Annotated in this window: 24 protein-coding genes and 4 tRNA genes; 1 reads left to right on the forward strand and 27 read right to left on the reverse strand. The window is 66.1% G+C overall.

Going from position 1 to position 25,063, the window contains the following annotated elements; translation table 11 throughout:
• Window positions 1-124: 124 nt before the first annotated feature.
• The 26 genes from rpoB to A6I89_RS14415 form a co-directional block, all read right to left on the reverse strand.
• On the reverse strand, window positions 125-3,631 hold the full coding sequence (rpoB, locus tag A6I89_RS14290; RefSeq protein WP_022597440.1) for a DNA-directed RNA polymerase subunit beta: 3,507 nt from the start codon (window positions 3,629-3,631) through the stop codon (window positions 125-127).
• A 388-nt stretch (window positions 3,632-4,019) separates the two neighbouring features.
• The gene (locus tag A6I89_RS14295; protein ID WP_022597441.1) at window positions 4,020-4,742 is read right to left on the reverse strand and encodes a hypothetical protein; all 723 of its coding nucleotides are present in this window, start codon (window positions 4,740-4,742) and stop codon (window positions 4,020-4,022) included.
• Between the two features lie 69 nt (window positions 4,743-4,811).
• Complete coding sequence (locus A6I89_RS14300) at window positions 4,812-5,438, reverse strand: hypothetical protein (RefSeq protein WP_022597442.1); 627 nt, start codon at window positions 5,436-5,438, stop codon at window positions 4,812-4,814.
• Window positions 5,439-5,478: 40 nt separating this feature from the next.
• On the reverse strand, window positions 5,479-6,729 hold the full coding sequence (locus A6I89_RS14305) for an MCE family protein (RefSeq protein ID WP_005518242.1): 1,251 nt from the start codon (window positions 6,727-6,729) through the stop codon (window positions 5,479-5,481).
• Window positions 6,729-7,976 (reverse strand): MCE family protein, encoded by a 1,248-nt coding sequence (locus A6I89_RS14310; RefSeq protein ID WP_005518241.1) that lies wholly within the window; start codon window positions 7,974-7,976, stop codon window positions 6,729-6,731. Before A6I89_RS14310 ends, A6I89_RS14305 begins: the two co-directional genes overlap by 1 nt.
• Window positions 7,973-9,220, reverse strand: a complete 1,248-nt coding sequence (locus tag A6I89_RS14315; RefSeq protein ID WP_022597443.1) for an MCE family protein — start codon at window positions 9,218-9,220, stop codon at window positions 7,973-7,975. Before A6I89_RS14315 ends, A6I89_RS14310 begins: the two co-directional genes overlap by 4 nt.
• A gap of 1 nt (window position 9,221) precedes the next feature.
• Complete coding sequence (locus A6I89_RS14320) at window positions 9,222-10,217, reverse strand: MCE family protein (RefSeq protein WP_022597445.1); 996 nt, start codon at window positions 10,215-10,217, stop codon at window positions 9,222-9,224.
• Window positions 10,214-11,281: an MCE family protein gene (locus A6I89_RS14325; protein ID WP_037086055.1), complete on the reverse strand. Its 1,068-nt coding sequence runs from the start codon at window positions 11,279-11,281 to the stop codon at window positions 10,214-10,216. Before A6I89_RS14325 ends, A6I89_RS14320 begins: the two co-directional genes overlap by 4 nt.
• Window positions 11,282-11,289: 8 nt before the next feature.
• Entirely contained in the window at window positions 11,290-12,621 is a 1,332-nt protein-coding gene (locus tag A6I89_RS14330; protein ID WP_013416949.1) for an MCE family protein, read from the reverse strand.
• Window positions 12,618-13,478 (reverse strand): MlaE family ABC transporter permease, encoded by an 861-nt coding sequence (locus A6I89_RS14335; RefSeq protein ID WP_005518236.1) that lies wholly within the window; start codon window positions 13,476-13,478, stop codon window positions 12,618-12,620. Before A6I89_RS14335 ends, A6I89_RS14330 begins: the two co-directional genes overlap by 4 nt.
• A gap of 4 nt (window positions 13,479-13,482) precedes the next feature.
• The gene (locus tag A6I89_RS14340; RefSeq protein WP_005518234.1) at window positions 13,483-14,277 is read right to left on the reverse strand and encodes an MlaE family ABC transporter permease; all 795 of its coding nucleotides are present in this window, start codon (window positions 14,275-14,277) and stop codon (window positions 13,483-13,485) included.
• Window positions 14,278-14,288: 11 nt separating this feature from the next.
• On the reverse strand, window positions 14,289-15,338 hold the full coding sequence (locus tag A6I89_RS14345) for an ABC transporter ATP-binding protein (protein WP_005518233.1): 1,050 nt from the start codon (window positions 15,336-15,338) through the stop codon (window positions 14,289-14,291).
• Window positions 15,339-15,569: 231 nt separating this feature from the next.
• Window positions 15,570-15,956: a 50S ribosomal protein L7/L12 gene (gene rplL / locus A6I89_RS14350; RefSeq protein ID WP_005518232.1), complete on the reverse strand. Its 387-nt coding sequence runs from the start codon at window positions 15,954-15,956 to the stop codon at window positions 15,570-15,572.
• A gap of 84 nt (window positions 15,957-16,040) precedes the next feature.
• Window positions 16,041-16,598 carry a 50S ribosomal protein L10 gene (rplJ, locus tag A6I89_RS14355; RefSeq protein WP_005518230.1) on the reverse strand — a complete coding sequence of 186 codons (558 nt, stop codon included), beginning with the start codon at window positions 16,596-16,598 and terminating at the stop codon, window positions 16,041-16,043.
• Window positions 16,599-17,047: 449 nt separating this feature from the next.
• Window positions 17,048-17,761: a 50S ribosomal protein L1 gene (rplA, locus tag A6I89_RS14360; protein WP_005518228.1), complete on the reverse strand. Its 714-nt coding sequence runs from the start codon at window positions 17,759-17,761 to the stop codon at window positions 17,048-17,050.
• Between the two features lie 122 nt (window positions 17,762-17,883).
• Window positions 17,884-18,318 (reverse strand): 50S ribosomal protein L11, encoded by a 435-nt coding sequence (gene rplK / locus A6I89_RS14365; protein WP_005518227.1) that lies wholly within the window; start codon window positions 18,316-18,318, stop codon window positions 17,884-17,886.
• Window positions 18,319-18,395: 77 nt separating this feature from the next.
• Window positions 18,396-19,193: a transcription termination/antitermination protein NusG gene (gene nusG / locus A6I89_RS14370; protein ID WP_013416950.1), complete on the reverse strand. Its 798-nt coding sequence runs from the start codon at window positions 19,191-19,193 to the stop codon at window positions 18,396-18,398.
• Window positions 19,194-19,252: 59 nt separating this feature from the next.
• Window positions 19,253-19,741 (reverse strand): preprotein translocase subunit SecE, encoded by a 489-nt coding sequence (secE, locus tag A6I89_RS14375; protein ID WP_005518223.1) that lies wholly within the window; start codon window positions 19,739-19,741, stop codon window positions 19,253-19,255.
• A gap of 30 nt (window positions 19,742-19,771) precedes the next feature.
• Window positions 19,772-19,844 (reverse strand) — tRNA-Trp (locus A6I89_RS14380).
• 163 nt (window positions 19,845-20,007) lie between these two features.
• Window positions 20,008-20,433, reverse strand: coding sequence for a (3R)-hydroxyacyl-ACP dehydratase subunit HadB (gene hadB, locus A6I89_RS14385; protein WP_005518222.1), 426 nt, complete (start codon window positions 20,431-20,433; stop codon window positions 20,008-20,010).
• The gene (gene hadA, locus A6I89_RS14390; RefSeq protein ID WP_174525753.1) at window positions 20,420-20,905 is read right to left on the reverse strand and encodes a (3R)-hydroxyacyl-ACP dehydratase subunit HadA; all 486 of its coding nucleotides are present in this window, start codon (window positions 20,903-20,905) and stop codon (window positions 20,420-20,422) included. Before hadA ends, hadB begins: the two co-directional genes overlap by 14 nt.
• Before the next feature lie 149 nt (window positions 20,906-21,054).
• Complete coding sequence (gene rpmG / locus A6I89_RS14395; protein ID WP_003941903.1) at window positions 21,055-21,222, reverse strand: 50S ribosomal protein L33; 168 nt, start codon at window positions 21,220-21,222, stop codon at window positions 21,055-21,057.
• Between the two features lie 63 nt (window positions 21,223-21,285).
• Window positions 21,286-21,358, reverse strand: a tRNA-Met gene (locus A6I89_RS14400).
• A gap of 45 nt (window positions 21,359-21,403) precedes the next feature.
• Window positions 21,404-21,476 (reverse strand) — tRNA-Thr (locus tag A6I89_RS14405).
• Window positions 21,477-21,616: 140 nt separating this feature from the next.
• The gene (locus tag A6I89_RS14410; protein WP_022597452.1) at window positions 21,617-23,113 is read right to left on the reverse strand and encodes an aldehyde dehydrogenase; all 1,497 of its coding nucleotides are present in this window, start codon (window positions 23,111-23,113) and stop codon (window positions 21,617-21,619) included.
• A 203-nt stretch (window positions 23,114-23,316) separates the two neighbouring features.
• Window positions 23,317-23,399: transfer RNA gene (locus tag A6I89_RS14415), tRNA-Tyr, on the reverse strand.
• Between the two features lie 167 nt (window positions 23,400-23,566).
• On the opposite strand from A6I89_RS14415, the gene A6I89_RS14420 reads away from it, so the two are divergent.
• Window positions 23,567-24,058 (forward strand): YajQ family cyclic di-GMP-binding protein, encoded by a 492-nt coding sequence (locus A6I89_RS14420; protein WP_013416952.1) that lies wholly within the window; start codon window positions 23,567-23,569, stop codon window positions 24,056-24,058.
• A gap of 75 nt (window positions 24,059-24,133) precedes the next feature.
• On the opposite strand, the gene htpX is transcribed toward A6I89_RS14420, so the two are convergent.
• Window positions 24,134-25,039 (reverse strand): zinc metalloprotease HtpX, encoded by a 906-nt coding sequence (gene htpX / locus A6I89_RS14425; RefSeq protein WP_022597454.1) that lies wholly within the window; start codon window positions 25,037-25,039, stop codon window positions 24,134-24,136.
• Between the last annotated feature and the right edge of the window lie 24 nt (window positions 25,040-25,063).

Consider the following 25,063-nt stretch of genomic DNA (forward strand, 5'->3'; position numbering starts at 1 on the left):
TTTCCCCAGAGGGATTGTGGATCAGCGGGTGAGATCCGCTTCTCCTGACTGCCAATTCAAATGTGCTCTAGCGCCCCCGGGCCGTGGGTGCCGTGGGCATGCCCACGGCCCGGGGACCGTAAAACTAGTTCGCGAGATCGTCCACGGTCGCGGCCTCGTTCCGGGACAGGTTGATGCCCAGGTTCGCGGCGGCACGCTCGAGGTCTTCGTCGTCGCCGTCGGCCATCGCGATGGCTGCGCCGTCCGAGGACAGCACCTCCACGTTGAGGCACAGCGACTGGAGCTCCTTGAGGAGCACCTTGAAGGACTCGGGGATGCCCGGCTCGGGGATGTTCTCGCCCTTGACGATGGCCTCGTACACCTTCACGCGGCCGACGACGTCGTCCGACTTGATGGTGAGCAGCTCCTGCAGGGTGTAGGCGGCGCCGTACGCCTGCATCGCCCAGCACTCCATCTCACCGAAGCGCTGGCCACCGAACTGGGCCTTACCGCCGAGCGGCTGCTGGGTGATCATCGAGTACGGGCCGGTCGAACGCGCGTGGATCTTGTCGTCGACCAGGTGGTGCAGCTTGATGATGTACATGTAGCCGACCGACACCGGGTACGGGAACGGCTCGCCGGAGCGACCGTCGAACAGCGTCGCCTTGCCGTCCGGTCCGACCATGCGCTCGCCGTCACGGTTGGGCAGCGTCGAGCCGAGCAGACCGGTGAGCTCGTCCTCCTTGGCGCCGTCGAACACCGGAGTGGCGATGTTCGAGTCGGCCGGCGCGGACAGCATCTCCTCGGGCAGCGTCGCAGCCCAGTCCGGGCGCGAACCGTCGCCGGCGATCTGCACGTTCCAGCCGGTCTTGCCGATCCAGCCGAGGTGCGTCTCGAGGACCTGGCCGATGTTCATACGACGCGGAACACCGTGGGTGTTCAGGATGATGTCGACCGGGGTGCCGTCGGGCAGGAACGGCATGTCCTCCTGCGGGAGGATCTTGCCGATGACGCCCTTGTTGCCGTGGCGGCCGGCGAGCTTGTCGCCGTCCTGGATCTTGCGCTTCTGGGCAACGTAGACGCGGACCAGCTCGTTGACGCCCGGAGGCAGGTCGTCGTCGTCCTCGCGCGAGAACACGCGGATGCCGATGACCTTGCCGGACTCACCGTGCGGAACCTTCAGCGACGTGTCGCGAACCTCGCGGGCCTTCTCACCGAAGATCGCGCGGAGCAGGCGCTCCTCGGGGGTCAGCTCGGTCTCGCCCTTCGGGGTGACCTTGCCGACCAGAATGTCGCCGTCGCGGACCTCGGCACCGATGCGGACGATGCCGCGCTCGTCGAGATCGGCAAGCACCTCGTCGGAGACGTTCGGGATGTCCCGGGTTATCTCCTCGGCACCGAGCTTGGTGTCGCGGGCATCGATCTCGTGCTCCTCGATGTGGATCGAGGTGAGGACGTCCTCTTCCACGAGGCGCTGCGACAGGATGATCGCGTCCTCGTAGTTGTGGCCCTCCCACGGCATGATCGCCACGAGCAGGTTCTTGCCGAGCGCCATCTCACCGTTCTCGGTGCAGGGGCCGTCGGCCAGCACCTGACCGGCCTCGACCCGCTGACCCTCGTCCACGATCGGACGCTGGTTGGCGCACGTGCCCTGGTTCGAGCGCGCGAACTTGCGCAGGCGGTACGTGGTGCGGCTGCCGTCGTCGGCCATGACCGTCACGTAGTCGGAGGAGACCTCCTCGACCACACCGGTCTTCTCGGTGACGATGACGTCGCCGGCGTCGACCGCGGCACGCAACTCCATGCCGGTACCGACCAGCGGTGCCTCGCTGCGGACCAGCGGAACCGCCTGACGCTGCATGTTCGCGCCCATCAGGGCACGGTTGGCGTCGTCGTGCTCGAGGAACGGAATCATCGCGGTCGCGACGGAGACCATCTGGCGCGGCGAGACGTCCATGTAGTCGACGTCGGAGGACGAGACGAACTCGACCTCGCCGCCCTTACGACGGACCAGGACGCGGTCCTCGGTGAAGCGGCCGTTCGCGTCGACCGGCGAGTTGGCCTGCGCCACGACGTGGCGGTCCTCCTCGTCCGCGGTCAGGTAGTCCACCTGGTCGGTGAGCTGACCGTTCTCGACCTTGCGGTACGGGGTCTCGATGAAGCCGAACGGGTTGACCCGCGCGTACACCGACAGCGAACCGATCAGACCGATGTTCGGACCCTCGGGGGTCTCGATCGGGCACATACGGCCGTAGTGCGACGGGTGGACGTCTCGCACCTCGAGGCCGGCGCGCTCACGGGACAGACCGCCGGGGCCCAGCGCCGACAGACGACGCTTGTGGGTCAGGCCCGACAGCGGGTTGTTCTGGTCCATGAACTGCGACAGCTGGGAGGTTCCGAAGAACTCCTTGATCGCGGCGACGACCGGGCGGATGTTGATCAGGGTCTGCGGCGTGATCGCCTCGACGTCCTGAGTCGTCATGCGCTCGCGGACGACGCGCTCCATGCGGGACAGGCCCACGCGGATCTGGTTCTGGATCAGCTCGCCCACCGTGCGCAGACGACGGTTGCCGAAGTGGTCGATGTCGTCGACCTCGACGGGAACCTCGACGCCGCCCGGAGCGGTCATCATGGTGTCGCCGGCGTGCAGACGCACCAGGTACTCGATCGTGGTGACGATGTCGTCCTCGGTGAGGGTCGACGCCTCGATCGGCAGGCCGGTGTTCAGGCCCAGCTTCTTGTTGATCTTGTAACGGCCCACGCGAGCGAGGTCGTAGCGCTTGTCCTTGAAGAACAGGTTCTCCAGGAGGGTCTGCGCGCTCTCCTTGGTCGGCGGCTCGCCCGGACGCAGCTTGCGGTAGATGTCGAGCAGGGCCTCGTCGGTGTTCTTGGCCGGATCCTTCTCCAGGGTGGCCATCATGATCTCCGAGAAGCCGAACCGCTCGCGGATCTCCTCGTCGGTCATGCCGAGCGCCTTGAGCAGCGTCGTGACCGGCTGGCGGCGCTTGCGGTCGATGCGGACACCGACGGTGTCGCGCTTGTCGACGTCGAACTCGAGCCACGCGCCACGGCCCGGGATGACCTTGACGCTGTGCAGGGTCTTCTCGGTGCTCTTGTCGATGGACTCGTCGAAGTACACGCCCGGCGAACGGACCAGCTGCGACACGACGACGCGCTCGGTGCCGTTGATGATGAACGTGCCCTTGTCGGTCATCATCGGGAAGTCACCCATGAAGACCGTCTGGCTCTTGATCTCACCGGTGTTGTTGTTGATGAACTCGGCGGTGACGAACAGCGGCGCCGCGTAGGTCATGTCCTTGTCTTTGCACTCGTCGACCGAGGCCTTGACCTCGTCGAAGCGCGGGTCCGAGAAGGACAGCGACATCGACCCGGAGAAGTCCTCGATGGGCGAGAGCTCGGCCAGGATCTCTTCGAGACCACCGGTCACCGCTCCGTCGCGGCGTGCGGCCGCGCGCTCGCGCCAACTCGGCGAGCCGACCAACCATTCGAACGAATCAGTCTGTAGATCGAGGAGCCCTGGGACCTCGAGGGGTTCGCGAATTTTCGCGAACGAAACCCTTCGGGGGGCTCCGGGGATTCCGGCTACTGCCTTGGTCTGGCTAGAGACTGCCAAGATGCGTCCTTCCAGCACCTCACGCGGGCCGCTCTTGCTGGTGCGACCGCCGCTGTATCTGCTTCTTCTGTGGGGCGAATTCGCTGGTTACAACCCGAACGAAGCCTCGCCACAGGAGCAGGAAGTAATCACTTCGCCGCAGTGAGGTCGAGAGGTGGACAGGAGGCAGCCAGCGCAACGTCCAAAAGTACACCCAAACTCAGTAGATGTCGAGCCGGGCAGCAGAAAGGACACCCGTCGGGGTGCTGCGCGCGTGTGAGACGCGTGAATGTTCACGGATAGAGTGACGCGAGATCATCGTCGCGTCAAGCCTGGGTCCCGGCGATTCGATCACGGACCGTCCGAGGGGCAGTGCAAGCGAATCGCCGGCCACAGGAGGCGCTGACCGAATCTGTGGGACGCCGGACTATTGATCCGCGATATCAGACAATAGCCACACGCCGCCCACTTTTTCCATCCGAACGATCAACGGGCCCGACGCGCTGTCCTGCGCTACCCCGTTCGATTCCGCGCTCACTGTCACGTTCGTGATCAGTTCGGCCCGGTCACCGTCGAGCACCTTCACGCCGACGTCGGTCACCTGCACGGTCGTGGCCGTGCCGCCCTGCTTCACCGCGGCCACGGTGGGATCGATCGTCTTGTCGAACTCGCCGCGCATGTTCTCGGTGAGCACCTTGCGGGCCTGCTCCGGGTACGCGTCGATGGTGTCCGGGCTGTACGTGTAGAGCGTGTTCAGTGCGGAGCGCGCCGCCTCCGACACCTCCGCGGTGCCGCCGATGTCGACGTACGCGGTGTTCGCGACGTCCGCGCCCGGCTCGAACGCTGCGACCACGGCGAACGCAGCCAGCACCGCCGCCGCCGCTCCGAGGATCGCGAGAAGTCGGCGACTCGGACCGCCGGCCCGCGTCGGGCCGGTTCCGGTCTGGCCCTCCCCCACCGGGGGCGCCGAGTCCACCGGCCGAGCATCGTCGACGACCGCGACCCCGACCGCCGCCGGACCGCCGAGGTTCGAGTCGCCGTCGACCTCGGCCGCGCGGACCTCACTCCCCGGCCGCCCGCCACCCGTACCGGCGATCTTCGGGCGCCGACCGGACGACGCGGGCTTGGTGGTGCGGCGAATGGGAGGCATGACGCAGAACTCCTTCCGTCGGGCGGCGCGATTCCTACCGCCCGGGATGTGCAGTGAGACGTGGTGCGGCTACCGGCCGCCGGCGTCCGACTCCGGGGCGGGGACGCCCTGATCCGGGTCGGAAGCCGCAGGATCCTGCGGCGGGGCCGCGGGCGATTCCTCGAGCACGGCGGCGTTGCCGAGGTTGACGGACTTCGACGCCCGCCACACTCCGTCGTCGCCCTCCTCCATCGTCAGCCGCATCGTCACCCGCACCTTGCGCGACGTCTCGTTGGGCCAGGACGTGTCGGTTGCCAGAACGACGATCGCGTCGGCCGTGCCGTCGTCGGTGTTGAGCGAGGTCAACGACGCCCCCAACACCTCCGATTCACTGCGCGCCCCGGTCTGCTGGGTCTGCTGCGCCAACTGGTCGCGGGTGGCGTTCAGGTCCTCGACCAGCGCGCCGGTGATGGACGACTCGATGTCGGAGAACGACTTGTCGAGATTCGCGGCGTCGAACGAATTGAGGTTGATCGCGGCCTGCCGCGCATCGGCAAGTGCCGATTCCCGGGCCTCGGCGGCGGGCTTCTCCGACAACGCGGCGTGCGCCCACCCGTAGCCGAACCACACCGCCGCCGCGAGCGCGCCGACGAGGAGCACACCGACCGCAACCGTGGCCGCGACGATGGTGTTGTTGTTCTTGGTGGTCTCCGTCACACGGCAACCTTACTCTCGGGTAACGAATGCTTGCCGAACGCTACCGGACCGGCACGACGCCCAACAGGGTCGAGATCTGCGTCGCGATGGGGTTGAGGTTCAGCTTGTCCGGGTCCGTCTTCGGCGTGCTGTCCCACGGCTGCGGGGTCTCCGGATCGGCGTACACGATCCGCTCGGCGCTGCGCACGCCCGTCGGGTTGCCCTGGGGGACGGTGCACCGCGCGTCCGCGTTGAACGGGAAGTTGTCCACAGTGTCGTCGAAGTTCGGGTTCTCCGCCTTCATCTGCGCGAGGATCTCCTGCGTGCCCTCGTAGCCCTGAGTGCAGGGCACCGGGTTGTTGGTCTCGAGGACCAACCCGAAGTGGATCGTGCCGTCGCCCGGCGCAACCGCCGACGCACCCGCGGACAGCGCCGGCAGGAACTGGAAGATCGGCTGCAGCGCGATGAACGTCGGCGACACCTTCGTCAACGTGGTCGACAGGTTCGTCAGGTCGGTCGTGAGGGCGTCGCCGCTCTCGGCCACGAGCTTGCCGACGGTGTCCGACGCGTCCTTGCCCGTACCGATGAGACGACGCACGTCCGGGTCGCTGGACTTCAACTGCGCCGCGATCTGATCGAGTCCGTCGCTGAACGTGCGGATCGCGCCGGCCTGGTCGGCCTGGGTGTCGAACACCGTCCGCCCGTCACTGATGAGCGCGAGGGTCTCCGGCAGCGCCTCGTCGGCCGTCTCGGTGAACCGTCCGAGCGAATCGACGAGAACCTGCAGGTCCCCACCCTTGCCGGTGAGGGCCTTGCCGAGTTCGACGACCGTCGTGTGGAGCGAGTCGGTGGGCACCGACCTGGCGAGCCGGTCGACGCTGCCGATCAGGTCCTCCACCGGGATCGGCGTGGCGGTGTTCTTCTCCAGGATCACCGAACCGTCGGTGAGGAAGGGGCCCTCGTCGGTGTCGGGCTGCAGGTCCACGTACTGCTCACCGATCGCCGACCGATTGGCGACGACAGCCTTCGCCGACGCCGGGATCTGCGGTGCGCTGTCGTCGATCATCAGCGCCACCGATACGCCGTCCTGGGTCAGGGTCAGGTCACCGACCCGACCGACCGGCACACCCCGATACGTCACCTCGGCGTTGGTGAAGATCCCGCCGGAGTTCGCGAACCTGGCATCCACCTGGTACTCCCCGAACCCCAACAAAGTGTCGAGGCGGACGTACTTGGCACCGACGTAACCGATGCCGAGGACGGCCACGACCACGAACGCCACGAGCTGCCACTTGGCCAGACGCGAGACCATCACTCACCCACCCCCAACTGCTTCAGGAAAGCGTCGAACGGGTTGACCGCCGCGGGCGCCGACACCGGCGCGGTGCCCGGCTCAGGGACCGGGTTCGGGACGATCGGCGGCAACGGCAGGATCGACACCGTCGGCCAGCCCGGCCGCGCCCCGTTCCCGTTGTAGTAGGGATTGTCCGGGTTCACCGGAACCGGGGGACCGTACTTCGGCGGGTAGTACACAGGGTCCGGCTTACCGACGCCCAGATTCGACAGGGTGTCGCCGATCTGGAGATCGATGGACAGGAACACGTTGGCCTGACCGCCGTGGATGGACGGGATGATCGAGTCCGGGAACGGGAACGTCGGGACCAACGGTGCCGACGTGATGATGTCGGGTGTCGCCGCACCGAGCTCCTGCAGCGTCGGGCGCAGGGCCCGCAGGTCGGCGATCAGATCGTCCTTGGAACGGTTGATCACGTCGGTCCCGACCTGCCCGAGCCGATCGACCTGGCCCAGCATCTGCACCAGCTGCGGGCGCTGCTCGGACAGGATCTCCACGCCCTCGGGCAGCTCGTCGAGGATCTTCTCGAGCTTCACCGTCTGGTCCGCCACCCGACCGCTCAGCGTGTCGAGGCCGTCGAGAGCTCGCGTGATCGAGTCGCGCTGCTCCTCGAGACCCGCGATGAGTGTGTTCGCCTGCTCCAGCAGTCCGCGGACCTTGGTCTCGCGACCGTCGAGTGCCTTCTCCAGTTCGGAGACGATGGGCTGCAACTGGGCGACACCGCCACCGTTGAGCAGCAGCGACAGGGCGCCGAGGACCTGTTCGATGTCGGTGGCGTGCCGGGTACGGTCCACCGGGATCGTGTCCCCACTGGCCAACCGGGCGGTGGACGCGTCCTGCGGCGGCGCCGAGATGGCGATGAACTTCTCGCCGAGAAGGTTCGACTGCTGGACTTCGGCGACCGCGTTCGCCGGCAGATCCACCGAACTGTTGACCAGCGTCTCGACCTGCGCGGTCCAGCCGTCGTCGGCCACCGAGATGTTCTCGACGCGCCCGACGGGGACACCGTCGACCTTGACCGTCGACTGCGGCACCAGGTCCAGTACGTCGTCGAACTCGATCTTCACGTGCATCGGATCGCTGCCGATGTCGGCGCCGCCGGGCAGCGGGATCGAGTAGATGCCGTCCGAGCCGCACGCGCCGACGGTCAACGCGACGACGCATGCGCCGGCCGCGGCTGCGGCCGTCCTCCGAAGATGCTTCACGGCGTGCCCCCCTGCCGTTGCGTTTCGCCGCCGAGGCGCGGGGACGGGGTTCCGGGAACCGTCCCCGGAACCGCACCGCGCTGCAGGTTGTCGCCGCTCAGGATGCCGAGGGGCAGGTTGAGCGTCGGCGTCTTCACGCCGGCGGTCAATTGGTCGGTGACGACCTTGCAATTGTCGATCAGCGGCTTCATCTGCCGACCCAACGCCTCGAACTCGGGATCACCCGGCTTGAGCTTGGCGATGTCGATGAGCTTGCAGCCGAGACCGAACGGATCCTGTAGATCGGGCAGGTCGACGCGCATCTGCAGCGTCCCCGACTCGGCGTCGTGGGTGTTGACCAGGTTGCTGATCGCCAGTGGCAGCGTCACCAACGCCTCGGCTAGAGAATCTCGCTGGTCGGCGACCGTCTGGGTGACCGTCGTCAGACCCTCGATGTTGGCCTGCAGCAGTTCCCGGTTGTCCTCCACGAACCGCGCCACGTCTCCCAGCGCCAGCGAGAGCTGGTTCAGCGCGAGACCGAGGTTCTCCTTCTCCCCCGCCAGGTAGCCGCTGAAGTCCGCGAGCTGGGTGTTGAACTGGCGCACCTGTGCGTCGTTCGCGGCAAGGGCGCTGACGAACACCTGCAGGTTCTTGACGGTGTCGAAGATGTCGGCCCGGGAGTCCGACAGCGTCCGGGCCGCCGCCGACAGCTGGGTGAACGTGTTGCCCAGTGCGTCGCCGTTGCCGTCCAGATTGGCGGCTGCGGTGTCGACCAGGTTGGACAGCGCGCCGTCCTTGTTGGCGCCGTTCGGGCCCAGCGCCTCGGACAGTTCGGTCACGCTCGCGTACAACTGGTCGACCTCGACGGGCGTCGCCGTGCGCTCGCGCGGGATCGTCGCGTCGTTCGCCATCTTCTCGCCGCCCGTGTAGACGGGGGTGAGCTGGATGTACCGGTCGGACACCACCGACGGCGTCACCTGGGCGGCCTTGGCGTCGGCCGGGATGTCGACGCCCCGGTCGACGGTCATCGTGACCTGGACCTGATCGCCCTGCGGCTCCACCGAGTCCACCGTGCCGACCTTGACGCCGAGCACACGTACGTCGGAGCCCTCGTAGATGCCGACGGACTTGTCGAAGTACGCAGTGATCTTCGTGGTGCCGACGTTCTGGAAGAGCCACCACAGGACGCCCACGGCGACGACCACGACCGCGGCGACCAGCGCCACCGGGATCCACTTGCGGGTTGCTGCCCGCTCCTCACTCATGTCAGTTCCCCTCCATGGTGCGCAGAGGCTCGCGGTACCCGGGGATCTCCGGCAGGCCGGGCGGGGTCAGGTTGGTGACGACCGAGTCGAACCACCGGCCGTTGCCGAGCACGTTGGCGTAGATCCGGTAGAACGGCGCGGCCAACTCGAGCGCCTTGCTCACGTTCTGCTGGTTGGCGTTGAGGATGTCGATGACACCCTGCAACTGCGTGAGCGCGGGCGTGATCTGCGCTTCGTTGTCGGCGACCAGTCCGGTCAGCTCGCGCGAGAGGGTCTGGGTGCTGGTGAGCAACTGCCCGATCGCCTGCTGCCTCGTGTTGAGCTCCTCCAGCACGAGGCCACCGTTCGCCAGGATCTTCTGGAACTGGTCGTTGCGGTCGGCGAGGATCTGCGATGTCTGCTTGGTCGCGTCGAACAGCTTCTTCAGTTCCTGATCACGCTTGGCCACCGTCTCGGACAGCCGGGCGACGCCGTCGAGCGAACCACGGATCTCGTCCGGGGTGCCGGCGAACGACTGCGACAACACCTCGAAGCTGGACGCCAACTGGGTGGTGTCGATGTCCTCGAGCGTCGTGGCGGCATCACTGAAGGCGTCGATGACGTCGTACGGAGACGTGGTGCGCTCGAGCGGGATGCTGGTACCCGGGTCGAGGACTTCGGTGCCCCGCGGGTCCAGCGCCAGGTACTTCTGACCGAGGATGGTCTTGATCTGGATCGATGCGGTCGTCTGGTCGCCGATCCAGGCGTCCTTCGTCTGGAACGTCACCCGGACCCGGTCGCCGTCGAGTGCGACGTCCGACACCTTGCCGACCTTGACTCCGGCGACCCGCACCTCGTTGCCGGGCTTGAGGCCGGCCGCCTCCGTGAACTCGGCGGTGTACCGGTTACCCGCGCCGACGATGGGCAGGCTGTCGAGGAAGAACGCCGACATCGTCGCGAGGAGGACCACGACGATGCCCAGGGCACCGGTGACGGCCGGATTGCGCTTCTTGGTCATCGGGGCTCACCGTCCGCCCAGCAACGCGGCGCCGCGTTGGTGTAGATCGGCTGGTTGATCGTGGGCAGATCGCTCGGAAGGTTGAGTTGGGGCGCCGTACCGGGACCGGCGACGACGTCGATGCCGCACAGGTAGAACTGGAACCACGACCCGTAGCTGCCGGCGCGACCGAGCTTCTCCATCTTCACCGGCAGGTTCGCGAGCACCTGGTTCACCTCCCCGGACCGCTCGTTGACGTGTCCGGCCAACGTGTTGAGGCCCGCGATCGACCCCTGGATCGACGGCCTGGTCGGCACCAGCAGATCCGCGGTGGCGCTCGTCAGTTCGGACAGGGACTGCACCGACTGGCCGATCACACCGCGATCGGCGGACAGGCCGCTCACGAGACGTTCGGTGTTCACGATCAGCTGGTCCACCTGCTCGTCCCGCTTGTTCACCGTTTCGAGGACCCGGTTGAGATTGGTGACCAGGTCGCCGATGACCTTGTCCTTGTCGGCGATCGTGTTCGTCAGCGACGCCGTGTTCGCCACGAGCTCCTCGATGGTGCCGCCCTCCCCCTGGAACACCTGGATGATCTGATAGGACAGCTTGTTCACGTCGTCGGCGCTGAGAGTCTGGAACAGCGGCCGGAACCCGTTGAACAGCGTCGTGAGGTTGACCGCGGGCTTGGTGCGGTCGAGCGGAATGGTCTCCCCCGCGCTCATCTTGAAGCCCTGCTGACCGGTCCCCTGTTCGAGCGCGATGTAGCGCTGACCCACCAGATTGCGGAAGCGGATGGTCGCGGTCGTGCTCGCGGGCAGCCAGTCGCGGTCGGTGAGTGCGAACGTGACCTGCGCTTCACGGTCGTCGACTATCTCGATCTTGGTGACCTGACCGACCCGAACACCCGCGATCCGCACCTCGTCGCCCTTGTTGAGAGACGTCACGTCCGTGAACCGGGCGCTGAACTCGGTACCTCCCCGGGACCCCGAGTTCGCGATCGTCAGCGCCAACGCCCCCGTCGCGAGGATCGTCACGAGCGCGAAGATCACCAGTTTGGTGAGCGGTGCAGCCACCCCTCGCAGCTGTCGCTTCACTTGACGCTCACCTCTTTTCCACGGAGCGCGGGTGCGCCGATCGTCGTCGTCCACGCGGGCACGTCCTCGGGCGCCATCCCCGTCGCCTGGCCGTACACCACGGCGAGGGTCTCGCGCTCGAGCGGCGAACCGGCGAGCGTCGCGGTGGACGCCGGCGTCACCGCGTACTGCGGAGCCGCCACCTCGGGGATGTTCTGGTCACCCGGGTTGCGAGTCGGCACCTGGTACGACCCGTCGTGAATCGATCCGCCCGGGTACTGACCGATGTCGGTCCCCAACGGTGGCGGCTCGTAGCAGCGCGGTCCGCGGGTGTCGATCAGGCGGGGCTCGTCCTGGTTGGGTAGGTACCGGCCGCGCGGGTTGACCAGTTCGATCGTGGCCCGGGCCCCCGGATTCGGGGAGTTCTCGCCGGTGATCGCACCGGTCCGCGCCATCACGTCGGCGAAGTTCGCGAACGTGCAGCCGAACGTTCCGGAGAAGCGAGCGAGGATCTCGAGTGCCTCCCGCGAGTCGGCGGCAATGGAGATCAGCGCGTCACGATTCGTCGTCAACAGATCGGCGGTGCTCGACCCCGTCGACGTCACCGACGAGATGAGCGCGTCGATCGACGGGCGCTCCTGCACGATCGTCGCGTTGGTGGTGCGCAGGTTGTCGAGGGCGTCGACGAGCTGCGGCGCCGCGTCCGAATAGGTCTGCGTGAACGTCGCGAAGCTCTGCAGGCCCGCCTGCAGGTCCGGCATTCGGGTATTGACACCCGCGAAGATCGTGTCGAGCTGGTCCAGCGTCACGCCGAGCTGTTCGCCGCGGCCGTCGAGCGCCTGCGACAGCGCGCCGAGCGTCGAGGCCAGGCTCTCGGGCGGAATCGCCTGCAGCAGCGGCAGCAGCCCGTCGAGCATCTTGCCGAGCTCCACCGCGTTGCCGCTCTTGTCCTGGTAGATGGTGCCGCCGGCCTCGATCGGGTTGGGGCTGGGATCGGCCGGAATCACCAGATCGACGTACCGCTCGCCGAACAGCGTCTTCGGCAGCAGCCGGGCAGTGGTGTTCGACGGGATCAGGTCGGCCTTGTCGGGGTCGATCGCCATGACCGAGGTGACCTTGCCGTTCGAGGTCGACGCCTCGCGCACCTCCCCGACGATCAGCCCCCGCACCTTCACGTCGGCGTTGCGGGGCAGGGCGTTGCCGACCGTGTCGGTGACCAGGTCGACCTTGACCACGTGCTTGAACGTCTTGTTGTAGCTCGCGATGGTTCCGCCCAGGAACAGTGCCAGGACCAGGAAGAAGGCAACTCCCAGGACCCGGCGGCGCAGCTTCGACGGCGACTCGATCATCCGGCCACCCGCACGGTCGTCGTGGTCCCCCAGATCGCCAGGCTCAGGAAGAAGTCGAGCACGGCGATGGTGACGATGGCCGTACGGACGGCGTGGCCGACGGCGACGCCGACGCCGGCCGGGCCGCCGCGGGCGTGGAAGCCGTAGTAGCAGTGGATGAGGATCAGTACGAACGCGAAGACCAGAACCTTGCCGAAGGACCACAGCACGTCCTCGGGCGGCAGGAACAGGTTGAAGTAGTGGTCGTACGAGCCCGACGACTGTCCGTTGAAGACCGTCGACACCACTCGGGAGGCGAGATACGCGGCGAGCAGACCGACGATGTAGAGCGGAATCACCGCCACGAACCCCGCGATCATGCGCGTGGTGACCAGGAAGGGCACGCTGGGAACAGCCATCACCTCGAGAGCGTCGATCTCCTCGGAGATCCGCATCGCGCCGAGCTGGGCGGTGAAGCCACAACCCACCGTGGCGGAGAGCGCCAGCGCCGCGACGATCGGGGCGATCTCGCGGGTGTTGACGTACGCCGACAGGAAGCCGGTGAGGACGGAGCTGCCCAACTGGTCGAGGGCCGCAAAGCCCTGGAGGCCGACGACGACACCCGTGAAACCGGACATCATGACGATGACGCCGATGGTGCCGCCGATGACCGCGAGGGCGCCGCTGCCGAATGTGACCTCGGCGAGCAGGCGCAGCATCTCCTTGCGGTACCGCCGCAGCGTACGGGGCGTCCAGGCGATGGCGCGCGAATAGAACGACATCTGCTCGCCCGCGTTGTCGAGCACGTCGAGCGGTTTACGGGCCCAGCGCCGCGCACGCATCAGGGCATAGTCGCCCCGCCCCCTCGCGATCGTCATCGGGTCATGCCCCCTTCGCCGGAACGATCTGGAGATACACCATGGTCAGGATCAGGTTGGCGAAGAACAGCACCAGGAACGTGATCACGACTGCCTGGTTCACGGCCTCGCCGACGCCCTTCGGGCCGCCCTTGGGCGTCAGCCCCTTGTACGCCGCGATCACACCCGCGATGACGCCGAAGATCGCGGCCTTGACCTCCGCGATGTAGAGGTCGGGCAGCTGGGCCAGCGCGGAGAACGACGCCAGGTAGGCACCGGGGGTGCCGCCTTGGAGGATGACGTTGAAGAAGTAGCCACCGGCGATGCCGACGACGGACACGAGCCCGTTGAGGAGCACCGCGACCAGCACCATCGCGAGCACCCGGGGGACGACGAGCCGCTGCACCGGATTGATGCCGAGCACTTCCATGGCATCGATCTCCTCGCGGATGGTCCGCGAACCGAGATCGGCGGTGACGGCGGACCCCGCGGCACCCGCGATCAGCAAGGCCGTCACGATCGGACTGCCCTGCTGGATCACGGCGAGCACGCTGGCGGCGCCCGTGAACGACTCCGCACCCAACTGCTTGATCAGCGAACCGGTCTGCAGCGACACAACCGCGCCGAAAGGAATCGCGACGAGCGCGGTCGGCAGGATCGTCACGCTCGCGATGAACCATGCCTGTTCGATGAATTCCTTGAACTGGAACGGCCGCTTGAACGTGTTCCGAACCACGTCGACGAACAGTTGGACGATGTTGCCGGCCTGCGTCAGCGCTCCGTTGACAGGCTTCATCAGCGACGCTCTCGTGCCCCCCATACGCAGGTCCCCTACCCGCGCTCGAACGTGGTCTGCTCGAAGCCGCCCTCGTCGTATGCCGGGATCACCTGCGTGGCAGCGTCGTCGTTCATGCTTGCAAGGATGCCCTGCTGGGCCTCGATCGGCAGGGTATGGAGGATCTCACGGACGCGGGCCTGACGGCGGGCGACAGCCTGGCGCACGGGGAGCCCGGGCGTTGCCTGCATCTGCGGCACCACACCGTAGACGTCGTCGGTGCCGCCGTGGTGATGACCGGCGTCGACGAGGGCCTGCTCGTGCGCCATCTGCGCCTCGTCCTTCTCCTCGGACATGCCGATCGGGCCGATCTTGCTGCCGTTGAGGAACTGGTGGACCACCGGCTCGTCACTGGTGAGCAGCACCTCGCGAGGCCCGAACATGACGAGCTGCTTGCGGAACAGCATGCCCAGGTTGTCGGGCACCGTGCGCGCGAGGTTGATGTTGTGCGTCACGATCAGGATCGTGGCGTCGATCTGCGCATTGATGTCGATCAGCAACTGGCTGAGGTACGTGGTGCGAACGGGGTCGAGGCCCGAGTCGGGCTCGTCGACGAGGATGATCTGGGGGTCGAGGACCAGCGCGCGAGCGAGCCCGGCACGCTTGCGCATACCGCCCGAGATCTCGCCGGGAAGCTTGCCCTCGGCCCCGACGAGGCCGTTGAGCTCGAGCTTCTCCATGACGATCTTGCGGATCTCGGACTCGGACTTCTTGGTGTGCTCACGCAGCGGGAAGGCCACGTTGTCGTACAGGTTCATGGACCCGAACAGCGCGCCGTCCTGGAAGAGGACGCCGAACAGCTTGCGGATCTCGTACAGCTCGCGGGACGAGCATTGGAGGATGTCGGTGCCGTCGATGACGATCGAGCCCTCTTCCGGGCGCAGCAGACCGATCAGCGACTTGAGGAAGACCGACTTACCCGTGCCCGACGGCCCGAGCAGTGCGCTCACCTCTCCGGCCGGCAGCGTCAGCGACACGTCCTGCCAGATCTTCTGAGAGCCGAAAGACTTTGTGAGCCCTTCGACTGCTACCTCGACTCCCACCATTACCTCCTGCGTAAGGAACGTCCCCCCACCGCGCGATCCACTGTGGGTTGCGTCACTCTATCGCATCGAAGTGTTATCCGTGACACCAAATCCTACTCACGAGTAAGTAAGGATCACAACCCTGTCATCAAGATCCGCCCGACGAGTTTTCCGGTGACGAAAGAGGGCCGCCCCCTACGGGAACGGCCCTCTTTCTCGATGCTTCGGACAGAAGCAGCGGAGATACGCGTCTTACTTGACGGTGATCTTCGCGCCGGCAGCCTCGAGCTTCTCCTTGGCGGCGTCGGCAGCGTCCTTGGCGACCTTCTCCAGGATCGGCTTCGGAGCACCCTCGACGAGGTCCTTGGCTTCCTTCAGGCCCAGGCCGGAGACGACCTCACGGACGACCTTGATGACCTGGATCTTCTTGTCGCCGGCCGACTCCAGGATGACGTCGAACTCGTCCTGCTCCTCGGCAGCGTCGGCAGCGGCAGCCGGAGCGCCCGCAGCAGCGACGGCGACCGGAGCAGCAGCGGTGACCTCGAAGGTCTCCTCGAACGCCTTCACGAACTCCGAGAGCTCGAGCAGGGTGAGCTCCTTGAACTGGTCCAGCAACTCTTCGGTGGTGAGCTTCGCCATGGTGGCGTCCTTCCTCTTAAGTCCTGTGTCGCCGATCCGCGACCGGACAGGTGGTGATGGTTGTGATGCGCAGGTGCGGATCAGCTATTCGGCAGCGGCGTCGGCGGGAGCCTCGGCGGCTCCACCCTCCGCAGCCTTCTTCTCCTGCAGCGCGGCGGCCAGACGGGCCACCTGCGAAGCGGGAGCATTGAACAGGCCGGCGGCCTTTGCCAAGTTGCCCTTCATCGCGCCGGCGAGCTTGGCCAACAGGATCTCGCGGGACTCGAGGTCCGCGATCTGGTTGACCTGATCCACGGACAGCGCAGCGCCGTCCATGTACCCGCCCTTGATGACGAGTGCCTTGTTGTCCTTCGCGAAGGCCTTGATGGCCTTCGCAGCGTCGACCGGCTCGCCCTTGATGAATGCAATGGCGGTCGGTCCGACGAACAGGTCGTCAAGACCCTCGACGCCCGCCTCAGCGGCGGCACGCTTGACCAGGGTGTTCTTGGCGACGGAGTAGGTGGCACCCTCTCCGAGAGCGCGTCGCAGCTGCGTCAGACTCGTGACCGACAGACCACGGTATTCCGTGATCACGGCGGCGGTCGAATCCTTGAACTGCTCGGTGATCTCTGCAACTGCAGAAACCTTCTCAGGCTTTGCCATACTTCGCCTCCTCTCGTGACAGTCGTTGTTCCACTTGGGGCCGTGACATGCAAAACGCCCCGGTGCAGGGCACACGGGGCGTACACGAGGAGATCCATCCATTCGGCCGAGGCCGAGCGCAGACAATCATCCCCCACCTCGTCCTCCTGCGTGGGCCGCCGGGCAATCCCGGACCTTCAACCGATCTCATCTCTGATCTCGGTGACCAACGGTCTTTGGTAGAACATGTTTCGGGGCGGAATTCGCATCTAGCACCGAACTCCAACGGAGACAGTACTGGAGGAATGCCCAGGACGCAAAACAGATCGATCGCCTCCCCCGGTTGTGCGACTCAGCCCACGTCCGCGACCGGTTGGTCGGCGAAGAACGTGGGACTCGAACGCCGAAGGCCGGCACAGAGAAACTCTGTACCGGCCTTCGATGTCGATCAGGTCGCGAGGAATCGCGACTTACTCGCCGTCCTCGAGGAGGTTGCGGGTACGGTTCGGGTCCACCGGGATGCCCGGTCCGGTGGTGGTCGAAACCGTGACCTTCTTGACGTAGCGGCCCTTCGCCGACGACGGCTTCGCACGCAGGATCTCGTCCAGCGCCGCACCGTAGTTCTCGACCAGCTTGGCCTCGTCGAACGACGCCTTGCCGATCACGAAGTGCAGGTTGGCCTGCTTGTCGACGCGGAAGTTGATCTTGCCGCCCTTGATGTCGGCGACAGCCTTCGCGACGTCCGGCGTAACGGTGCCGGTCTTCGGGTTCGGCATCAGGCCACGCGGTCCGAGGACGCGGGCGATACGGCCGACCTTGGCCATCTGGTCCGGGGTGGCGATCGCGGCGTCGAAGTCGGTCCAGCCGCCCTGGATGCGCTCGATCAGATCCTCGGCGCCCACTGCGTCTGCACCGGCGGCCTCGGCCTCGGCGGCCTTCTCGCCGACGGCGAAGACGACGACGCGGGCGGTCTTACCGGTGCCGTGCGGCAGGTTGACCGTGCCGCGAACCATCTGGTCCGCCTTGCGGGGGTCGACGCCCAGACGAACGGCGACCTCGACGGTCGCGTCCATCTTGCTCGACGACGTCTCCTTGGCCAGCTTCGCAGCCTGCAGGGGGCTGTAGAGCTTGTCCGCGTCGATCTTCTCAGCGGCGGCGAGGTACGCCTTGCTGCGCTTTGCCATTTCTTCTGTCCTTACTTCTCACCAGGGCCTACCCCGGTGAATGGTTCAGTTGTGGTGACGGGCCTGGCCGGCCCTCCCACAGGGAGGAGAAAACTCTGCGTCGCGGCAGAGTTTGCTGAGAATCAGCCCTCGACCGTGATACCCATCGAGCGCGCGGTGCCGGCGATGATCTTCGCCGCGGCCTCGATGTCGTTCGCGTTGAGGTCTTCCTGCTTGGTCTTCGCGATCTCGCGCACCTGATCCATGGTCACGGTCGCGACCTTGGTCTTGTGCGGCTCGCCGGAGCCCTTCTGCACGCCGGCTGCCTTGAGCAGCAGCTTGGCGGCCGGAGGAGTCTTCAGCTTGAAGTCGAAGGTCCGGTCTTCGTAGACCGAGATCTCGACAGGGATCACGTTGCCGCGCTGGGACTCAGTCGCCGCGTTGTAAGCCTTGCAGAACTCCATGATGTTGACGCCGTGCTGACCGAGCGCCGGACCGACGGGCGGGGCAGGGTTGGCCTGACCAGCCTGGATCTGGAGCTTGATGAGCCCTGCGAGCTTCTTCTTCTTGGGGGGCATCTTCGTTCCTTGTTCTTACTGGGTGTGTTTCTTGCGTACTGCGTGCAAGTTTGTGTGGGTACCCGGTTCGGGGACCGCTAGATCTTCTGGACCTGGTTGAACGACAGTTCGACCGGGGTCTCGCGACCGAAGATCGAGACCAGCACCTTGAGCTTCTGCTGCTCGGCGTTGACCTCGCTGATGCTCGCCGGCAGGGTCGCGAACGGACCGTCCATGACGGTGACCGACTCGCCGACCTCGAAGTCGACCTCGATGACCGGCTTCGCGGCGGCGGCGACGGACACGTCGCCGGCTGCGGCCGCAGCGGTGGCCGGCTTCTTCTGGCCCTGCTGCGGCATGAGGAACTTGACGACCTCGTTGAGCGTCAGCGGCGACGGGCGCGATGTGGCGCCGACGAAACCGGTGACACCGGGGGTGTTCCGGACCGCGCCCCACGACTCGTCGTTGAGCTCCATGCGGACCAGGATGTAGCCCGGCAGAACCTTGCGATTGACCTGCTTGCGCTGGCCGTTCTTGATCTCGGTGACCTCTTCGGTGGGAACTTCCACCTGGAAGATGTAGTCGCCGACGTCCAGGTTCTGGACACGGGTCTCGAGGTTCGTCTTGACCTTGTTCTCGTAACCGGCGTACGAGTGGATGACGTACCAGTCTCCGGGGGCACGGCGCATCGCAGCCTTGAACTCGGCTACGGGATCGACCTCTTCCTCGGCGACCTCAGGAGCCTGCTCCTCCACGGCACCGTCCTCGGCCTGCTCGATCGCGGCGTCGTCCTCGACAGCCACGTCGTCGGCAGCCACGTCTTCCTCGGTTACCGCCTCGGCCGAAACACGCTCCTCGGCCAGAGCCTCGTCAGAGTCGTTCTCGGGGGTGCTCACTGGAGGCACTCTTCCTCTCGTCAATCACATCGTTCGGAAACGCCGACATGCGTTCCCGGCTAGCCGAACAACCAGGAAATGCCCTTGCCGAACCCTATGTCGAGGAGGCTGATGAAGGTCACCATGAAAGCGACGAACACGAGCACGACACTGGTGTACGTGATCATCTGTTTGCGATTGGGCCAGATGACCTTGCGCAGTTCGGCAACGACTTCCCGCAGGAAGCGGCGAATCCGCTTGAAGATGTTCTCCGAGCGGGGCTTGTCTGCCTTGGAGGTCTTCGCGACGGGCTTCGACTCCGGAGACTTCACGGAGGAGGCGGCGACAGCCTTCTTTGCGGGCTGATCTTCGGTGGAGCTGCGGCGCGCGGCGCGCTTGCCACTGGGCTTGCCCGAGGGAACGACGCCCGCAGACGCTGCAGCCTCCGGAGCCTGGGATCCGCTCTGATCGGATCCGGCCGCGGGGCGAGAGCTCGCGCCGGCTTCGGAATCGCCGACGGCGCCTGGGTCCGTGGACCCGGGAGTGCCGTCGTTGCGCTCGTCGCTCACCGTCGTTCCTCTCAGTAGCCAGTCCGGGTGCAGGGGCGACAGGACTTGAACCTGCAACCTGCGGTTTTGGAGACCGCTGCTCTGCCAATTGAGCTACGCCCCTTTGGACGACCGATCGAACTGGTCGACCTATCCAGGATTACATGACTTGCGCGCCACCCCGTGGGCTGTTGCAACAGCACCGTTAGGCAGCGCGCAGCGCCTGAGTAACCCCAGAAACTCTAGTGTACTTCAAAGCCCCGGAACAAACCCAATCCGTCCGACACTCAGGCCAAACGGACCGTTGCGGTGGCCCGTCCGAAGATCTTACGTCCTTCGGACCGCGCCACGATCGCGACTACTGCGGTCTTGCTTTCGGCGTCCACCGACTTGATCTTGCCGGTGAACTCCACTTCGGCAGCCTTGTCGGCCGCCACGTACACCGGACTGGTGAACCGAACGTTGTATTCGGTCACCGCACCCGGATCGCCGAGCCAGGACGAGACGAATCCGCCACCGAGCCCCATCGTGAGCATCCCGTGCGCCACGACGTCCGGCAGGCCGGCGAGTCGGGCTACGTGGTCACTCCAGTGGATCGGGTTGGGATCGCCCGAGACGCCGGCGTAGTTGACGAGATTTCCGCGGGTCAGAGTGACGACGCGCTCGGGCAGTTCGTCGCCGACGGCGACGTCCTCGAACCTACGGAGCGACATGCATCATCACATCCTTGACCGCGTGCGCGATGTTCTCGTCCACCTCACCACCGGAGCGAGCGACGAGCGTGGTCCAGGTGGTCTGGACCAGTTCGCCGTTCACGTCCGTGATGACGTTCTTGGTGACGATGATGTCACTGCCCGCGACCTGGCGGAACGACTCCAGGTACACGTCGCAGATCAATCGGTCGCCAGCCTTCAGCGGCCTGTGGAACACGAGGCGCTGATCGGTCTGCATGATCTGGCTCAGGTCGTAACCGGTCACGACCTCTTCGAACAGCTTGCGCTGCGCGAGCATCCCTACGATCGAGACGAAGGTCGGAGGGGCGATGAGGCCGTCGTAACCGAGGCCCTTGGCCGCTTCCTCGTCGTGATGAGCGGGGTGATTGTCGAGTACCGCGCGGGCGTACTCGCGAACCTTCTCCCGGCCGATCTCGTAGAAATCGGAGACGCGGTAGTGATGTCCGACCATCGAGGCCGCGTGCGCGGCGGGGTCGGATATCACCTCGGCCTCTCTCACGACTGTCTCTGTCACAGCGAATACCTGCCTGCCCTGTTGACGCGAACCTCGTTAGGGCAGTCTGACAGTGAACCTAACGCGCGAGCGCCGACTCCGAGAAACTACTTGGACTCGCGGTGCGACTGGTGGGTTCCGCAGTTCGGGCAGAACTTCTTCAGCTCGAGGCGGTCGGGGTCGTTGCGGCGGTTCTTCTTGGTGATGTAGTTACGGTGCTTGCACACCTCACAGGCCAAGGTGATCTTCGGCCGAACGTCAGTCGAGGAGGCCACGGGGACGCCTTCTTTCGCGTGAATCTGATCAGAGAGAGATCAGGGTGGATCATTCGTCTTGTGTAGCGATGGCCGGACTTGAACCGGCGACACAACGATTATGAGTCGTTTGCTCTACCAACTGAGCTACACCGCCTCGGTGTCGAGTGTCGCGCGAAGCCGGCGACACCACAATCCAGCGAGCCCCCTGACGGAATCGAACCGTCGACCTTTTCCTTACCATGGAAACGCTCTGCCGACTGAGCTAAGGGGGCGTGGCTGTCCCGCGCATCTCTGCGCGCTGAAGCCTCCAGAAGATTACACAGACCTTCGCCCGAGACACAAATTGCCTGGTCACGTGACATAACGTGGGCCGTGGTGGCGCACGATTCGGTCGCGCGCCACCACGGGCGGGTCAGGTCAGGCTCGGCGGCATCGCGTCGAGCAGGACGGTCTTCGCCTCCAGGTACGGCTGCAGGCCCTCGAGACCGCCCTCGCGCCCCATTCCGGACTGCTTGAAGCCGCCGAAGGCGATCCCGAAGTCGGTCTTGAAGCTGTTGTGCCCCACGGTGCCGGAACGCAGCTGCCGCGACACCGTCCATGCACGTTCGATGTCGTCTGTGAACACGGATGCGTTCAGGCCGTAGACGGTGTCGTTCGCGATGTCGACCGCGTGGTACTCGTCGTCGGCCGCGATGACGCTCACGACGGGGCCGAAGACCTCCTCGCGCGCGATGGTCGAGTCGTTGTCGACGTTGCCGAAGACCGTGGGTTCGATGAAGAAGCCGCGCTCGAGGTGAGCGGGCCGACGGCCACCGGTGACGAGCGTGGCGCCCTCCTCGCATCCCTTGGCGATCAGTCCTTCGACCTTCTCGAGCTGACGGGACATCGCGAGCGGACCCATCTCGGTCTCGGCGTCGAACGGATCGCCGACGCGGATCGCGGACATCGCGGCGCCGAGGGCGTCGACGAACTCGTCGTGGCGGTGACGGCTGACGACGATGCGGGTCAGCGACGCGCACACCTGGCCGGTCATGATCCGCGCCGACGTCGCGATGGACTGGGCAGCGGTTGCGAGGTCGTAGTCGTCGAGGATGACGCCCGCGGACTTGCCGCCGAGTTCGAGCGTGCAGCGCGCGATCCGTTCGCCGCACAGGGAGGCGATCCGGCGACCGGCGGCGGTGGACCCAGTGAAGGCGACCTTGTCGATGCCGGGGTTACGGACAAGCAGTTCCGACACCTCGCGGTCGGCCGTGACGACGTTGACGACGCCGGCGGGCAGCCCCGCCGCCTCGGCGATCTCGGCGAACGCGTAGACCGCGCCGGGTGCCTCGGGGGACGCCTTGACGACGACGGTGCAGCCCGCGAGGAGCGCGGGAGCGACCTTGTTGGCGAGCAGGCCGAGGGGGCTGTTCCACGGGATGATCGCGGCGACGACGCCGACCGGTTCACGAACGAGCAGGCCAACGCCCTGACCCGAGCTCGGCCGGTGTTCCTCGACCCACTCGTAGGTGTCGGCGAGCCCCGCGTAGTAGTCGAAGACGTCGCCGGAGCCGGCGGAGGCGTACGAGGAGACGGCGGCGAGGATGCCCATCTCGCTGGTCCAGATCGCCCCGAGTTCGGCGCTGCGCTCACGGATGCCGGCGCCGATCGCCCGCAGGTAGGTGGCGCGCTCGGCGTGGGTCATCCGCGGCCACGGGCCCCGGTCGAAGGCGTCACGGGCGGCGTCGACGGCCTGGGCCATGTCCTGCGCGTCGGCCTCCGCGACGGTGAGGAAGACCTCCTCGGTTGCCGGATTGACGACGTCGAAGGTGGCCGCCGTGTTCGGCTCCACCCAGCGTCCGCCGATGAACAACCGGCCGGGGTGCTGCAACTTCGGTGACGTCTCGTTCGCGTTGATCAGACCTGTCATCGCCGATTCGGCTCCTTCGCATGTCCTGCGCACCCGCCCTGTGACGGACGCCACTCAGGTTCGGACGCTAGACAGCCGGGACCAGGAGAAGACCTGCCGGTCTCGATGAGTGGGATGGATCACATCCGGGGGCGGCGGAGCGCAGCGCCCGAGCCCCGAAAACAGTTCAGCCCCGACCTTTTTCGAGGTCGGGGCTGAACGTGTGGCAGATGTAGGATTCGAACCTACGTAGGCATAAGCCGACGGATTTACAGTCCGCTCCCATTGGCCGCTCGGGCAATCTGCCAGGCTGCGCCCAGAGCTTCTTGCTCGCTCTGACGCATATCGAAGAATACAACGAAGTCCCCCCGGATACGCAAACCGGGTGGATAGAGGGGGTTGCGACCCGATAGCGTCCTAGGCAACCCACCCCTGTCCGGGTGGGGTCGACCGCTATGAATTCAGGAGTGTGCAGTGGCTGATTCGTCCTTCGATGTGGTGAGCAAGGTTGATCGTCAAGAGGTGGACAACGCTCTGCATCAGGCCGCGAAGGAGCTGGGCACCCGGTTCGACTTCCGCAACACGGGGGCGAGCATCGAATGGTCCGGCGAGGAGACCATCACGCTGACCGCCGACACCGAGGAGCGTCTCACCGCCGCCCTCGACGTGTTCAAGGAGAAGCTGATCCGTCGCGACATCTCGCTCAAGGCGTTCGACGCCGGCGAGCCGTCGCAGTCCGGCAAGGTCTACAAGCTGAGCGGCTCGCTGGTCCAGGGCATCAGCAGCGAGAACGCCAAGAAGATCTCGAAGAAGATCCGCGACGAGGGCCCCAAGGGCGTCAAGGCGCAGATCCAGGGCGAGGAGCTGCGCGTGAGCAGCAAGAAGCGTGACGACCTGCAGGCCGTCATCTCACTGCTCAAGGGCGAGGATTTCGGGATCGCCCTGCAGTTCGTCAACTACCGCTGACGTCGCCCCCGCTGTCGAAACACAGGCCGCACACCTTCCCGTCGGGAACGTGTGCGGCCTGTGCCGTCTGAAACCTCAGAGCTCCCGGTAGGTCGGGGGCAGTCCCCCGCCGGAGGGGCCACCGCCGGCCATCTTCTCCAGCCGCGCGATCCGGTCGGCCATGGGCGGGTGGGTGGAGAACATCTTGCCGACCCGGTCGCCGGCGCGGAACGGGTTGGCGATCATCATGTGCGACTGCGCGGCGATCTTCGGCTCCGGCGGCAGCGGCGCGGCCTGCGTGCCCCGCTCGAGCTTCCGCAACGCCGACGCGAGGGCCAACGGGTCGCCCGTCAGCTCCGCACCCGACTGGTCGGCCTGGTACTCCCGCGACCGGGAGACGGCGAGCTTGACGACCGTGGCGGCGATCGGCCCCAGCAGCGAGACCAACAGCAGTGCAATGGGGTTGGCTCCCTGCCCGTCGCGACCGCCACCGAACATGTTGGCGAAGATCGCCATGTTGGCCAGGCCGGAGATGACGGCCGCCATCGCGCCGGCCACCGACGAGATCAGGATGTCGCGGTTGTAGACGTGGGACAGTTCGTGCCCCAGCACGGCACGCAGTTCGCGTTCGTCGAGGATGTCGAGGATGCCGCTGGTGCAGCACACCGCGGCGTGACGTGGATTGCGTCCGGTCGCGAATGCGTTGGGCGCCGCCGTGGGGCTGATGTACAGCCGCGGCATCGGCTGGTGTGCGGTCGTCGCGAGCTCTCGGACGATCTTGTAGATGACGGGGGCCTGGACCTCGGTGATGGGCTGCGCGTGCATGGCCCGCAACGCGAGCTTGTCGCTGTTGAAGTACGCGTAGGCGTTGGCGCCGACGGCCAGCAGGATCGAGAAGACCAGGATCGTCGGATTCCTGAACAGCGCGCCGATGAAGATGATCAGCGCCGACATTCCGACCAGCAGTCCGAACGTCTTCGCGCCGTTTGCGTAACCGTGCACGACTCGCCTCTTCCCTGTTCACCA

The sequence above is a fragment of the Prescottella equi genome, from assembly GCF_002094305.1.
Lineage (GTDB): Bacteria > Actinomycetota > Actinomycetes > Mycobacteriales > Mycobacteriaceae > Prescottella > Prescottella equi.

Bases quoted from the DNA above. Each gene is read 5' to 3' on its own strand.
- A6I89_RS14295 (WP_022597441.1), bottom strand. From the start codon at position 4,742: ATGCCTCCCATTCGCCGCACCACCAAGCCCGCGTCGTCCGGTCGGCGC.
- A6I89_RS14305 (WP_005518242.1), bottom strand. From the start codon at position 6,729: ATGGTCTCGCGTCTGGCCAAGTGGCAGCTCGTGGCGTTCGTGGTCGTG.
- A6I89_RS14315 (WP_022597443.1), bottom strand. From the start codon at position 9,220: ATGAGTGAGGAGCGGGCAGCAACCCGCAAGTGGATCCCGGTGGCGCTG.
- A6I89_RS14320 (WP_022597445.1), bottom strand. From the start codon at position 10,217: ATGACCAAGAAGCGCAATCCGGCCGTCACCGGTGCCCTGGGCATCGTC.
- A6I89_RS14330 (WP_013416949.1), bottom strand. From the start codon at position 12,621: ATGATCGAGTCGCCGTCGAAGCTGCGCCGCCGGGTCCTGGGAGTTGCC.
- A6I89_RS14335 (WP_005518236.1), bottom strand. From the start codon at position 13,478: ATGACGATCGCGAGGGGGCGGGGCGACTATGCCCTGATGCGTGCGCGG.
- A6I89_RS14340 (WP_005518234.1), bottom strand. From the start codon at position 14,277: ATGGGGGGCACGAGAGCGTCGCTGATGAAGCCTGTCAACGGAGCGCTG.
- A6I89_RS14345 (WP_005518233.1), bottom strand. From the start codon at position 15,338: ATGGTGGGAGTCGAGGTAGCAGTCGAAGGGCTCACAAAGTCTTTCGGC.
- rplL (WP_005518232.1), bottom strand. From the start codon at position 15,956: ATGGCGAAGCTCACCACCGAAGAGTTGCTGGACCAGTTCAAGGAGCTC.
- rplJ (WP_005518230.1), bottom strand. From the start codon at position 16,598: ATGGCAAAGCCTGAGAAGGTTTCTGCAGTTGCAGAGATCACCGAGCAG.
- rplA (WP_005518228.1), bottom strand. From the start codon at position 17,761: ATGGCAAAGCGCAGCAAGGCGTACCTCGCCGCCGCTGAGAAGATCGAC.
- rplK (WP_005518227.1), bottom strand. From the start codon at position 18,318: ATGCCCCCCAAGAAGAAGAAGCTCGCAGGGCTCATCAAGCTCCAGATC.
- hadB (WP_005518222.1), bottom strand. From the start codon at position 20,433: ATGTCGCTCCGTAGGTTCGAGGACGTCGCCGTCGGCGACGAACTGCCC.
- hadA (WP_174525753.1), bottom strand. From the start codon at position 20,905: ATGGTCGGACATCACTACCGCGTCTCCGATTTCTACGAGATCGGCCGG.
- A6I89_RS14410 (WP_022597452.1), bottom strand. From the start codon at position 23,113: ATGACAGGTCTGATCAACGCGAACGAGACGTCACCGAAGTTGCAGCAC.